Source organism: Sphingomonas asaccharolytica NBRC 15499 (assembly GCF_001598355.1).
Lineage (GTDB): Bacteria > Pseudomonadota > Alphaproteobacteria > Sphingomonadales > Sphingomonadaceae > Sphingomonas > Sphingomonas asaccharolytica.
Window position 1 is genome coordinate 1 of sequence record NZ_BCYU01000041.1, and the last position, 13,205, is coordinate 13,205.

Sequence of the window (13,205 nt, forward strand, 5' to 3'; positions counted from 1 at the left end):
CGGGCGCGACGCCGGCACCCGGGGACAAGGTCCGGCTCGGCGTGATCGGCACCGGTTCGCGCGGCAAGACGCTGGTCCAGAACATCCTGAAGACGCGCAACTGCATGATCGCGGCGTTGTGCGACCATTACGAGCCGCATCTCGCCGAAGGGCGCAAACTGGTCCCTGCGGGGACGCGCACCTATGCCGACCACCGGGCGATGCTGGATGCGGGCGGACTGGACGCGGTGGTGATCGCCACGCCGCTCGATCTCCACGCGCGCCATACCTTCGATGCGCTGGACGCCGGCCTGCATGTCTGGTGCGAGAAGTCGATGGCGCGCACGATCGCCGATTGCGGAGCGATGGTCGAGCGCGCGCGGCGGGCCGGCAAGGTGCTGCAGATCGGACATCAGCGGATGTTCCACCCGACCTATCTCAACGCCCTGAAACGCGTGAAGGCGGGAGAGATCGGGCCGATCACGCAGATCCGGGCAAGCTGGCACCGCAACAACAGCTGGCGCCGCCCGGTGCCGCCGGGCGGCAGCGAGCGCGAGACCAACTGGCGACTCTATCACGATCGTTCGGCCGGGCTGATGACCGAGCTGGCGACGCACCAGCTGCAGGTCGGCAACTGGTTCCTCGACGGCGTACCCACCCGCGTGATCGGCTCGGGCAGCCTTTGTTTCTGGAAGGATGGGCGCGACGTCTATGACCATGTCGCCCTGGTCTATGAATATTCGGGCGGCCGGAAGTTCGTCTATACCTCGCTGCTCAACAACGCGCGCTACGGCTGTGAGGAGCAGATCCAGGGCAGCAAGGGCACGATCGAGCCCGAACTGGGCCGCATCTATCAGGAAGTGCCGCCCAAGGTCCTGGCGCTCGAACGGATGCGTGAGGACATCAAGCGCGGCCACAAGCGCACCGTGCCGATCGGGGGCGCCACCTGGTTCCCCGAATTGCCGGTGACGACGCCGGGTGAATCGCTCGGCTGGGGGCAGTTTGACGAGACCATGCTGCAATTCGAGGGATTCGGCGAAGCGGTGCGGGTGAACAAGCCGCTGCCGGGCCTGCTACAGCAAGCGTACAATGCCAGCGTCGCGTCTCTACTCGGCGAGCAGGCGATGGACAGCGGCCAAGCGATGACCTGGCCGACGTCGCTGGTGACGATCTGACGAGCGATCTTTTCGTTTTCATCGGCGCCGCGGTGCCACGACAAGAGGATATGACAGTGACCAGCAATCGTCGCGACCTTCTCGGCCTGGGCCTTTCCGCAGGGCTCGTCGGCTTCGCCGCGGAGGCGTTTGGGCAATCGGCCACGCGGGGCGACGCGCCGATCGAGGGGGCGGTAGCGCGTCCGGCGCCCGAGGCGAAGTATCGCGTGCCGTTCGCGGTGATCGGGCTCGACCACAACCACATCTATGGCATCACTGACGCGGTCATTCGGGGCGGCGGCGTCCTCACCGCCTTCCATGCGACCGATCCCGGTCAGATCGCGATGTTCCGCAAGCGCTATGGCGATGTGAAGCTCGCCCGGTCGGAGGACGAGATCATCGAGGATCGCAAGATCAAGCTCGTCTGCAGCGCGGCCGTCCCTAGCCTGCGCGCGCCACTCGGCATCCGCGTGATGCGTGCGGGCAAGGACTATCTCAGCGACAAGGCGGCGGTGACGACGCTGCAACAGCTTGCCGACGTGCGCCGCGCGATCAAGGAAACCGGCCGCAAGTTCGCGGTGATGTATTCCGAACGGCTCGAGGTGCCGGCGGCGGTGATGGCCGGGCAATTGGTCCATGACGGCGCGATCGGGCGAGTCATCCAGACGATCAATATCGCTCCCCATCGCCTGGCCGCGCCCTCACGGCCCGACTGGTTCTGGGACCCCGCGCGCAACGGCGGCATCTTGACCGACGTCGGTAGCCACCAGGCCGACCAGTTCGTCTATCTGACGGGCAGCAAGACAGCGAAAGTCGTCGCGTCGCAAACCGGCAATTTCGGGAATCCGGATCATCCCAAGTTCCAGGACTTCGGCGACATGGTCCTCCATGGCGACGGTGGCGTCGGCTATGTCCGGGTCGACTGGTTCACGCCCGACGGCCTGCCGACCTGGGGCGACGGACGGCTCTTCATCCTCGGCACCGAAGGCTATATCGAGCTGCGCAAATATGTGGACATTCAGGGGCGGCCTGGCGGCAACCACCTGTTTCTCGCCGACAAGAAGGGCACGCGCTACCTCGATTGTTCGAAAGTGCCGTTGCCGTTCGGCCCGCAATTCGTCACCGACATCGTCGAGCGCACGTCGGTGGCGCAGGATCAGGAAGGGGCGCTGCTTGCCGCCGAATTGGTGCTGACCGCGACCGAGCACGCCACCAGCGCGACCTAAGGCGCCGAGCGGGGGCTGAGCATCCGCGATCAGCGGGGCAATATCTGCCCGCCCGGCATGGTGGGCGAAATCTTCTTCGCCGCCGAAACCGCGACGCGTTTCCACTATATCGGCGCCGATCCCCGGCTGGATCGTGAGGGATGTATGTCGCTCGGCTATCTCGGCTATCTCGATGAGGACGGTTATCTCTTCCTCTCGGACCGGCGGACCGACATGATCCTGCGCGGTGGCGTCAACATCTATCCAGCGGAAGTCGAAGCGGTCCTGGTCGAACATCCCGCGATTGCGGACGCGGTGGTGCTGGGCCTGCCGAGCGAAGACTATGGTGTGCGCGTCCACGCCATCGTGCACCTGGCGAACGGCCTGTCGCCAAAAGAAATCGACGCCTTCGTCCGCGCGCGGCTGGTAAGTCAGAAGTGTCCCGAAAGCTACGAAATGTCGATGCCGCGCTACGCGACGAAGCGGGCAAGGTGCGTCGCGCGGCCTTGCGCGACGAGCGTCTTGCCTGGCTCGCCGAAGGCAAGGGCTTCGCAGTCACGGTGTCGCGAAGCGCCTGACACGGCCGCGTGAATATGGAGCAGGTCATCAACCGCTCAGGATCAGGTCGTCGCCTGATCGGGCGAAACTGGTCGACAATCCCTCGGCGGCAGAGACCTCGGTCAGATAGGCTTCGACGCGCGCGAACCGGGGATCGGTCGCCGATAGGGGGGTGGGGCTGCTATCGTCGCCAACCCAACAAGGGCGAAACCGCGTCTCCACAATCGCGCTATGGCGGACGACGAGCCGGGCGATGCCGGTGATCCTGGTTTCCTCGGGCAGCATGTAACTCGACTCGAGCGACCAGTCGGGATTGAGGCTGACGAGATGGCGAAAGGAGTCGGTCCGTACGATCGCCGGATCGAATATATGAGGTTGCTCGATCGCGAAATTGCCCAGGCTGTAGAAGATCGGCTTGCCGCGGCGAAATTCGATTCCCTTCATCAGATGCGGATGATGTCCCAGGATCGCATCGGCGCCGGCGTCGATCGCGGCGTGCGCGACCTGGCGTTGGTAATCCGCCAGCGCGCCGCGCACCATGTGGATGCCCCAATGGAGCGAGACGAGGACGATATCGGCCTGGTCGCGCGCGTCCCCGATGGCGGCGACGAGCGCGGCGAGATCCTCCGGGTCGGCATAGGTGCGCACCCGCGGCATCGTGCCCGGCTGGTCGAGTTCGATCTGCTCGTAGAGCGTGTGCGCCCATATCGGCGCGCATCCGGGGCGGTCGGGGCCGGCGGCATAGCCGGCCGGGAGGATCGCACTCGCCGCGATCAGCGCGACGCGTATGCCGTCATGATCCTGGAACACGGGCGCGCGCGCCGCCACCAGATTCGGCCCGGCGCCGGCGATCAGCAATCCTGCGGCACGACCATGTTCCAGCGTGTCGGCGAATGCCTCATATCCCCAATCCAGGCAGTGATTCCCGGCGAACGACATCATCGTGAAGCCCGCTTGGGCCAGCGCGGGCGCCAGTGCGGCCGGCGATCGCATGGCCAGCTTCGCATTATGGACCGGACTGCCGCGATCCGACAAGACCGCCTCGAGCTGGCCGAACACGATCGGGGCGGCACACAACAGATCGGCGACGCCGGCGAACATCGAACCGAGATCGTCCCGCTTGGCGGCGACGTCACCCACGGCCTGGATCAGGAAATCGCTCATGCGGCTGGCTCAGCCGCCGAGTCGCCGCGGCGAAGCGACAATATGATCGCCGCGGCGATCAGCAGGATGCCGGCGATGAGCCAGGTTGGCCCGCCGAATCCGCCGCTCGCCTGGCGGACCAGCCCGACCAGTTGCGGGATGATCAGCCCGCCCGAGCTCCCCGCGATGTTGATCGCCACCGCACCGACGGCGAACGTCGCCGGCGTGAATATGCGTGTCGGCAGCGCCCAGAACGCTCCTTGCGCCGCGCCGAGCGCGGTTCCGGCGACGAACAGCGCGATCAACCCCGGCACGGTCGGTCCCGCGAGCGACGCGGCGGTGATCGCGGCGGCGGCGGTCGCTGCCGGCAGCGCGATATGCAGATAGCGCTCGCCCGTCCGGTCCGAATGGCGCGAATTGACATAGATGCCGCAGACGTTTCCCAGCCAGGGCAGCGCGTTGACCAGCCCGATCTCGAACGGCGTCAAAGCGGTCATCTGCTTCACTACCTGGGGTAGCCAGAAGATGATGCCGTACGATCCCGACAGCAGGCAGAACCATGACAAAGCCGATAGCCAGACCAATGGTCGCTTCAGCACGCTCCAGTCGTTGCGCTGTGCGGTGTTCGCGCGATTGGCGGCGTTATCGGCAAGCCACGCCTTCTCCTCCGCGCTGAGCCAGTCGGCCTGATCGGGTCGGTCAGGGAAGTAGAACAGCGCGGCGGCGCCGAACAACAATGTGGGTAATGCTTCGCCCAGGAACATCCAGCGCCAACCGGAGAGACCGATCGGCGGCGCCATCTCCATGAGCCAGCCCGAGAGCGGACCGCCGATGACGATCGACAGCGGGATCGCAATCATCGGCAACGCAAAGGTGGTTGCGCGCTCGCGCTCGGTCGCGAACTGGCTGAGATAGAGTACGATGCCGGGAGCCAGCCCGCCTTCGGCAAAGCCGAGCAGGATGCGGAGCACGTAGAACTCGGTATGGCTGGTGATGAACGCCATGCCGCCCGCGCACACTCCCCAGATCAGCGCGCTGATCGCCATCCAGCGCCGCATCCCGATTCGCTGGAGCAGCAGCACGCTGGGATATTGACCCGCCAGGAAGCCGACGAACACGATGCCGGCGCCGAAACCGTATTGCGCTGGGGAAAAGCCCAGATCGGCATTCATCTGCAACGCCGCGAAACTGACGTTCACGCGGTCGATCGAACTCAGCAACATGAACAGGATCGCCGGCATTGCGAGTCGCCAGCGTATCCTCACCGCCATCGCCGCCAGATCGACCATTCTCCCCTCCGACATTGTCATGTCCTGTAACAATTTTCTCGACAGGCTCATTGCCGATGCGGCAAGGGAGTGCAACCGAAAGCGCTTGCATAAGGAAAGCGGGGTGGTCGAATCCGGCGGATTGAGTGAGCGCATCGCCGAGCATGTCGCGGGCTTTGCGGCCGATCGCCTGCCCGAGAGCGCGATCCATGCCGCGAAGCGCGCGCTGCTCGACGGCGTGGGCGTGATGCTCGCCGCTAGCGGGATGAGCCCGGAAGTCGAGCCGTTTGTCGCTTATGCGGCCACGGGAAACGGCGGCGCGAGCATATTCGGCCGCGGCATCACGACGTCCGCCTCGCTCGCTGCGTTGGCGAACGGCGCGATGGCGCATGCGCTCGACTTCGAGGATGCGTTCGATCCCGCGCCGTGCCATCCCGATGCCTCGCTGCTACCGGCGGCGCTCGCCCTGCTGCAGACCCGTGCGCCAACCACGGGCCGCGATTTCCTTGCCGCGATCGCGATCGGTTGCGATCTGGTGTGCCGCCTGGGGCTGGCGTTGCGGCGTGAGATGGAGGCGGGTGGCTGGTATCCACCGCCGATCCTCGGCCTGTTCGGCGCCAGCGCCGCGGCGGCGCGGCTTGTGCGGCTCGATGCGCGGCAAACGCTCGACGCCTTGTCGCTGGCGCTCTGCCAGGCTGGCGTTCCGGGCGAGATCAAGCATAGTCGCGATACCGTCATCCGCGCCGTCCGCGAGGCGCTGCCTGCGGAGGCGGCGGTGCGCGCCGCGCTTCTCGCGGCGGCGGGCGTCCGCGGATTCGACGCACCGTTCGAAGGGAAGGGCGGCTTCTACCGCCTCTATGCCGACGGCGCCTACGATCCCGCGGCGATCCTCGACGGGCTGGGCGAGCATTTCTGGATCGAGCAACTGAGCTTCAAGAAATGGCCGGCGTGCCGTGGCACACACCCCTTCATCGAGGCGGTCCAGGCGCTTCGCGCCACGCACGGGATCGCGCCTGACGACGTGGCATCGATCCTCGCCACGGGAAGCGACGTACAGGTCATGCTCGCCGAGCCGATCGAGCGTAAGCGCGCGCCGAGCGTCGCGATCGACGCCAAATTCTCGATCCCCTTCACGATCGCGGCGGCGATGATCGACCGGGAGGTGACGCTCGACAGCTTCGACGCGGCATCGCTCGCCGATCGCGGCAAACTGGCGCTGGCCGCCAAAGTCGGGTTCGAACGGCAAGCCGATTGGGGCCGCGATCGCGCCGCTTCCGGAACGGTCCGGATCGCGACGACCGACGGACGAGTCCTGGAGGCCGAAGTCGACATGGCGGTCGGCCATTTCTCGCGGCCGATCGACGATGCCGCGCTCGAAGCCAAGTTCCTCGCCTGCGCGGCGCGCGCGCGCCAGCCATTGTCCCCTCGCGCGGCGGCCGATCTCGCCACCGCGATATGGACTCTCGACGCGAGTGAGGACGCCCGAGCCGCGCTCGGGGAAATTTGCTATACGACATAATGAAAACGCTTGCACGGCGCCGCTGGATGTTAGATATGTCACATAACTAGCCGGGTACCGGCGACATCCTGGGGAGGACGACGTGCAGCAGACATTCGGCGACCGGACTCGCCTGCTTCTTGGTGTAGCGGGGATTGCGTTGATCGCAGGCCTGCCCGGGGCGGCGATGGCGCAAACCGCCGCCGCGGAAGACAAGGTGACCAGCCCGTCGTCGCCGCCCGCCGAAGCGCCCTTGCCGCCGCAGAGCGACCAGCAGCAAAGCGGGTTGGCCGACATCGTCATCACCGCGGAGCGTCGTACCCAGAGCTTGCAGCAGGTGCCGATTGCCGCCACCGTGCTCGACGCTGCCGACCTGTCGCGCAAGGGAGTCGCCGGTGTCGCGGACCTGCAATCGGTGGCGCCGTCGGTGGCGATCAACACCTATAACCGCTCGACCTTCATCAACATCCGCGGCGTCGGCATCGCGCAGTCGGCGCCGACCTCCAATCCCGGCGTCGCTTTCTACATCGACGGGCAGTTGATTCCCCATGAGCAGTTCATCGCGCCTAGCTTTTTCGACATCGGATCGATCGAGGTGCTGCGCGGGCCGCAGGGAACGCTGACCGGGCAGAATTCGACCGGCGGTGCGGTTTACGTGCGCACGCCGGATCCCGATTTCGACAAGAATTCGGGCTATATCGACGGCACTTATGGCAGCTACAACGCGCTGAAGGTCGTCGGCGCGCTCAACGTCGCGTTCAGCGACCAGGTCGCGTTGCGCGTCGCGGCGGTCCGCGACCAGCGTGACAGCTTCACCAACAATATCGGTCCGAGCCCGAGCGATCCCGGCAATCTGAAATTGTGGGCGGGTCGCATGAATCTTGCCATCCGGTCGCCCGACGACGTTCTGCGCGCGAACCTCAGGATCGACTATTTCGACAGCAAGTCGGACAATAACGCGGTCAAGCGCCGTGGCGATGCGATCACCAATCCATTCATCATCGAAGAGGATGCCCGCTCGTTCCAGAACCAGCATGGCGGCAAGATTTCGGGCGAGACCAAGCTCAAACTCAGCGACGGAATCGATCTGCGCACGATCTTCTCGTACCAGGACTTCAAGACGACCGACCAGACCGACGGCGATCGCAGCGCGACCGCGCTGCCGCGTCCTCCCGCTTCTGCCGTCGGGCGCGTCAGCCTGGTCAGCACCGCGATCAATACCTTCACCGGCGAAGTGAACCTGTTGTCGAGCGGGCAGCGCGACTTCAACTGGGTGGTCGGCGCCTTCTATCTCGATGAGACGGTCGCTGTGCTGTCGCAGCGCGACAACAATCACACGACCGACTTCTTCTCGTCGACCTCGACCTTCAAGACCAATGCCAACAACACCACAAAATCGGTGTTCGGCCAGGTAAACTGGTTCGTGGCCAAGCCGCTCGAGCTGATCGCCGGCCTGCGCTATTCGGACGATCGCCAAGTCTATAACCGGATCATCCCGGCAGGGCCGACGCCGCCCGGTCTGGGCCCGGTCGGCGTGCAGCACTCGACCAAGCTCACCGGCAAGCTCGGCATCAATTATCACCTCGGCAAGAACCTGCTCTATGTGACCGCTTCGGAGGGTTACAAGGCCGGCGGCGTCAACCTGACGATCGGCACGCCCAATTTCCGGCCGGAAAAGAACCGCGTCTATGAAGCCGGCTTCAAGACCCAGTTCCTCGACAATCAACTGCGGGTGAACGGCGACGTCTTCTATTCGCGCTATTCGGACATCCAGCTGTCGAGCCTGACCGGCGGGCTGCCGGTCACGCAGAATGCGGCGCGGGGCAAATCCTACGGCGCCGAGCTCGAAGTGACCGGCCAGTTCGGCGGCCTCGCTCTCAACGCCGGCGGCGGCTATCTCCACGCGCGCTTCGACGGCAGCAGCTGCATCACCGACACCAATCTCGCCGGCACCGATCCGGGCTGCCCGGCAGGGCTGCGGCTGGTGCCCGGCGGGCGCGTGCTCCCGTTCGCGCCGGAATGGACGATCAACGGTGGCGTCCAATACGAGATTCCGCTCGGCGGCGATAACATGTCGCTGACGCCGCGAGTGCAATGGTCGTACGTGTCGGAACAGGTCGCGACGCCGTTCCCCAGCTTCAACACGATCGTTCCAGAGCACAATGTCTTCGATGCGCGGCTGACCTTCCAGATCAACCGCAATTACAAGCTCGAAGGCTTCGTGATGAACTTTACCGATCGGCGCTACATCGCGTCGCAGTTGCAGAATTCATCGAGCGCGGACGGCGGCAGCATCTATGGCGCGCCGCGTACCTGGGGAATTCGCGCGGTGGCGAAGTTCTGATCGGCCGTCGGCCGGAAGAGGAAAGGTAACCGCGTGCGTTGGCGTTTCGGAGCGATCATGCTGGGGGCAACAACACTGTTGCTTGCGGGAAGTATCGCCGCCCGTGCCAGCCGCGACGGCCCCACCGCGCCTGCCGACCGCTGGTGGGCGCCGGGGAGCAACCGAACGTTCCCGACGCAAGCGGATTATGCCGATACGACCGGAACCTTGCGCGTCCTGCTGACGGGCGGGCCGCTGGCGACCAAGGGGCATCCATTCTTCACCCCGGTCGGTCCGAATGGACGCGCCTGTGTGACTTGCCACCAACCCGCCGACGCGATGAGCCTGTCGGCGGCGACCGCGACCGAGCGTTGGCAAGCGACCGGCGGCAAGGACCCGCTGTTCGCCGCCTATGACGGATCGAATTGTCCGACCCTGCCGCAAGCCGATCGCGCGTCGCACTCGCTGCTGTTGGGATACGGCCTGTTCCGCATTCAGCGCCCTTGGCCGCCGCGCGCCGCGAAGGGCGGGGCGGTGACGCCCGATTTCGACATCGAGATCGCGCGCGATCCCTGGGGCTGCAACAGCGGGAAATACGGGCCGGGGGCCGGCAATATCTCGGTCTATCGCCGTCCGCGCCCGCTCGCGAACATGAAATATCTGCTCGCGATCGGCTTCGCTTACGATCCCAAACAGGGCCTGCCGCTCGCGCTCGACCCGGAAACCGGAAAGCCGGTCTCGGGCAATCTGATGGCCGATGGCCGGGCGAGCACGCTCGACGCCCAGATGCGCGATGCCGCCGCCACTCATCTCGAATTGCTCGAGCAGATGACGCCCACCGACATGGCGCGGATCGTCGACTTCGAAAGCCGCATCTATACCGCACAGCAGGCCGACCGCACCGGCGGAGCGGTCGACATCGCCGGTGCCGAAGGGGGTCCGGCCAAGCTGGCCAATTCGCAAGCCGGGCAATTGGGCAGCATCGGCAAGCCGGTATGGAGCGAGTTCGAGGCGTGGGAGAAGCCCGCCCCGGGGCTCGGCCCCGCCCGGGCCGCGTTCCGCGCCTCGGTCGTGCGCGGCGCCCACGTGTTCCGCGACAAGACCTTCTTGATCACCGATTCGACCGGGATCAACGCACCGATCGGTTTTGGCAATCCGGTGCGCAATTCCTGCGTGTTCTGCCACAACATGTCGCAAATGGGGAACGACGTCGCGCCGGGCCAGGTCGACCTCGGCACGACCAATCAGCCCTTCGCCGATCCGATGCCGTGGCTGCCCCTGTTCCGCATCACCTGCAGGAAAGCGCCGCATCCATTTTACGGCCGCGTCATCTACACCAGCGACCCCGGCTATGCGCTGACCACCGGGCGATGCGCCGACGTCGGCAAGATCACGCTCCAGTCGCTACGCGGCCTGTCGGCACGCGCGCCCTATTTCTCCAACGGTGTGGCGAAGGATCTGCGGGCTGTGGTCGACTTCTATGACCGTCGCTACACGATCGGCTATACCGAACAGGAAAAACGCGACCTGGTCAATTTGATGAGCGTGCTGTGAAGGCGATGATGGCCTTGCTGGCGATGGCGACGGTCGCCGCGGCAGAGCCGCCCGAGACGGTCCGGTTCATCACCTGCCCGACCTATCGCGATACCGATGCTGGGCGGAAATCGGGCTGCTGGCTGGCCGACGATCGCGCCACCGGCCGCCGTTACGATGTCAGCGCGGCGCCGTCCAAGCCCGACTGGAATCACGAAATACTGGTCGAAGGCAAGGCGGCGGAAGCGCCGGACCGATGTGGCGGCATCGTGCTCGATCCGGTGCGCACCTCCGTCCTGGCCGGCACGTGCACGCGTCACATGCTCCCGGCCGAAGGGTATCCGGGCAATCGCTTCAGCCTGCCGAAGCGCGATGTGGCGCCGATGGCGGCCGCCCGCGCGGTGCCGCCGGGTCCGTATTCGACGCGGACCTTCCGCTTGTTCTTCGGGTTCGATTCAGCGTTCCTGATGTACCAATATGACGATTATCTGCTCGATCGCGCGATCACCTGGATCCGCGCAGCGAAACCCCGGACGATCGTCGTCACCGGCTATGCGGCGAGCGGGCCGGAAACGGTTTCCGGCCGAGCGATCGCCGAGGACGAGGAGATCGCGCGCGATCGTGCCGAGCGCGTGACCGAGGCGCTGGTCCGGCTCGGGATCGACCGCGGGATCATCAGCGTCAGGACCGATACGCGGCCGCGACCGGTCGACGACCCCGATGCCGACGGGCTGGTGGAGGCGTCGCGCCGTCGCGTCGATATCGAGGCACGCTTCTGATCGAACCGGACCGCAGAGCGATCGCGCATAACGGTCAACAATCAATGTCGAAGTGACGGAGAACAGCAATGTCAGCAAAGCCACCATTTCGCGCCGATCATGTTGGCAGCTTCCTTCGGCCCAAGGCGCTGCTCGACGCGCGAGCCGCTTTCCGCGAGGGGAAGATCGCCGCAGCCGAATTGCGCGCCGTCGAGGATGACGCGATCCGCGATGTCGTGAAATTCCAGGAGGGGCTCGGCCTGCGGGGTATCACCGACGGCGAGTACCGCCGGACTTATTTCCACACCGATTTCCTGCTCCAGCTGGACGGAGTCGAGGAAGCCGGCGGGACGCAGGTCAAGTTCCACCAGCATGGCGGCAGGGAACTCGATTACGCGCCGCCGGTGATGAAGGTGACCGGCAAGATCGAGCACGCGCAAGATATCCAGCGCGCCGATTTCGAGTTCCTCGCGTCCTGCACGACGGGCACGCCCAAAGTCACCATTCCGTCGCCGACCATGCTCCATTTCCGCGGCGGCCGTGACGCGATCGACACGGCGGCTTATCCCGATCTCGAGCAATTCTATGCCGATCTCTCGGCCGCCTATCGCGCCGAGATTGCCAGCCTGGCGGAGGCGGGGTGCCGCTATCTCCAGCTCGACGACACCAATCTCGCCTATTTGTGTGATGCGACTCAGCGCGACAATGCGCGCAAGCGCGGCATGGACCCGGACGAACTACCCCGGCTCTATGCCAGGATCATCAACGACGCGATCCGCGATCGGCCGGCCGACATGGTCGCCTGCGTTCATCTCTGCCGCGGCAATTTCCGATCGAGCTGGGCGGCCGAAGGCGGCTATGAGCCTGTCGCCGAGGTGTTGTTCAACGACCTCGCGGTCGACGGCTATTTCCTCGAATATGACGATCCGCGCTCGGGCGATTTCGCGCCGTTGCGCCACGTGCCCAGGGGTAAGACCGTCGTGCTGGGCCTGGTCACGACCAAGCTCGGTGACCTCGAATCGGCCGATAGCGTCAAGGCGCGGATCGACGAGGCGGCGAAGATGATGCCGCTCGATCAATTGGCGTTGAGCCCGCAATGCGGCTTTTCCTCGACCGTCCACGGCAACGACATCGCGGTCGAGCAGCAGGCGGCCAAGCTCAGATTGGTGGTCGACGTCGCGCGCGATGTCTGGGGAGAAATCTAGCGATTGCTCCGCGGCGCGGGGGCGTCAGCTGCCTGCGCCGCGGACATAAGCGTGATAGACCTTGTCGAGCGCGTGGTTGATGATCCGGCGCTCCTCGTCGGTCAGCATCGCCAGCCCGGCTTTCTCGGTGATCTCAAGCTCGTGGAAAAGGCGGTCGAGTTCGGTCCGGCCGGTCGGCGTGATCGAGAGCTCGTTGCGGCGCCGGTCGCGCGCGGACTTGGTGCGCTCCACCCAGCCGCGCTCTTCCATCTCGTCCACCAGCGGCACGATCGCCGATTTGTCGAGCCCGACCTCCGCCGACAGCTCGACCTGAGAGATGCCGGGGTTGTTGGCGATGATCTCGAGCGAACTGAACATGCCGGCCCGCAGGTCCCAGTCGCGTGTCTTGGCGGAGAAATCGCGCGACAATTGGTTCTGGACGCGACGCAGGCGAAACCCGAGAAAGCTTCCCAGACGCCCCAGCGAAATGCCTTTATCGTTGTCGCTATCGGTGGCCACCTTGATCCCCTGTTCGGCCGTTTGGCACGTAGCGAAGTCTCGCGGCGACGGCAAATCGATCCGCAGACATAAATTGTTGTGTT

General features: G+C 65.4%; 11 protein-coding genes. 8 read left to right on the top strand and 3 right to left on the bottom strand.

What is annotated here, in order from left to right:
- The 3 genes from SAS01S_RS12365 to SAS01S_RS12375 form a co-directional block, all read left to right on the top strand.
- Window positions 1-1,154, top strand: a 1,154-nt coding sequence (locus tag SAS01S_RS12365; protein ID WP_066808394.1) for a Gfo/Idh/MocA family protein, incomplete at its 5' end; no start/stop codon positions are given.
- Window positions 1,155-1,210: 56 nt separating this feature from the next.
- The gene (locus SAS01S_RS12370) at window positions 1,211-2,359 is read left to right on the top strand and encodes a Gfo/Idh/MocA family protein (protein ID WP_245656875.1); all 1,149 of its coding nucleotides are present in this window, start codon (window positions 1,211-1,213) and stop codon (window positions 2,357-2,359) included.
- Window positions 2,360-2,416: 57 nt separating this feature from the next.
- Window positions 2,417-2,929, top strand: a complete 513-nt coding sequence (locus SAS01S_RS12375; protein WP_066808401.1) for an AMP-binding enzyme — start codon at window positions 2,417-2,419, stop codon at window positions 2,927-2,929.
- A gap of 15 nt (window positions 2,930-2,944) precedes the next feature.
- Here the strand turns inward: SAS01S_RS12375 and SAS01S_RS12380 are convergent, their stop codons facing one another.
- Both SAS01S_RS12380 and SAS01S_RS12385 read right to left on the bottom strand, forming a co-directional pair.
- Window positions 2,945-4,060: a CapA family protein gene (locus SAS01S_RS12380; RefSeq protein ID WP_066808410.1), complete on the bottom strand. Its 1,116-nt coding sequence runs from the start codon at window positions 4,058-4,060 to the stop codon at window positions 2,945-2,947.
- Entirely contained in the window at window positions 4,057-5,328 is a 1,272-nt protein-coding gene (locus tag SAS01S_RS12385) for an MFS transporter (protein WP_066808412.1), read from the bottom strand. The genes SAS01S_RS12380 and SAS01S_RS12385 overlap by 4 nt, the downstream gene beginning before the upstream one ends.
- Window positions 5,329-5,431: 103 nt before the next feature.
- Between SAS01S_RS12385 and SAS01S_RS12390 the strand changes: the two genes are divergently transcribed.
- From SAS01S_RS12390 to SAS01S_RS12410, 5 genes are all read left to right on the top strand, one after another.
- Window positions 5,432-6,826 (top strand): MmgE/PrpD family protein, encoded by a 1,395-nt coding sequence (locus tag SAS01S_RS12390; RefSeq protein ID WP_066808464.1) that lies wholly within the window; start codon window positions 5,432-5,434, stop codon window positions 6,824-6,826.
- Between the two features lie 82 nt (window positions 6,827-6,908).
- Complete coding sequence (locus tag SAS01S_RS12395; RefSeq protein ID WP_245656877.1) at window positions 6,909-9,149, top strand: TonB-dependent receptor; 2,241 nt, start codon at window positions 6,909-6,911, stop codon at window positions 9,147-9,149.
- Between the two features lie 33 nt (window positions 9,150-9,182).
- Window positions 9,183-10,682 carry a hypothetical protein gene (locus tag SAS01S_RS12400; RefSeq protein ID WP_245656879.1) on the top strand — a complete coding sequence of 500 codons (1,500 nt, stop codon included), beginning with the start codon at window positions 9,183-9,185 and terminating at the stop codon, window positions 10,680-10,682.
- Between the two features lie 5 nt (window positions 10,683-10,687).
- Window positions 10,688-11,440 (top strand): OmpA family protein, encoded by a 753-nt coding sequence (locus tag SAS01S_RS12405; RefSeq protein ID WP_066808472.1) that lies wholly within the window; start codon window positions 10,688-10,690, stop codon window positions 11,438-11,440.
- A gap of 68 nt (window positions 11,441-11,508) precedes the next feature.
- Window positions 11,509-12,624, top strand: a complete 1,116-nt coding sequence (locus SAS01S_RS12410) for a 5-methyltetrahydropteroyltriglutamate--homocysteine S-methyltransferase (RefSeq protein ID WP_066808414.1) — start codon at window positions 11,509-11,511, stop codon at window positions 12,622-12,624.
- A gap of 24 nt (window positions 12,625-12,648) precedes the next feature.
- Here the strand turns inward: SAS01S_RS12410 and SAS01S_RS12415 are convergent, their stop codons facing one another.
- A complete protein-coding gene (locus tag SAS01S_RS12415; protein WP_066808416.1) occupies window positions 12,649-13,122 on the bottom strand; it encodes a MarR family winged helix-turn-helix transcriptional regulator in 474 nt (157 codons plus the stop codon).
- Window positions 13,123-13,205: the final 83 nt, after the last annotated feature.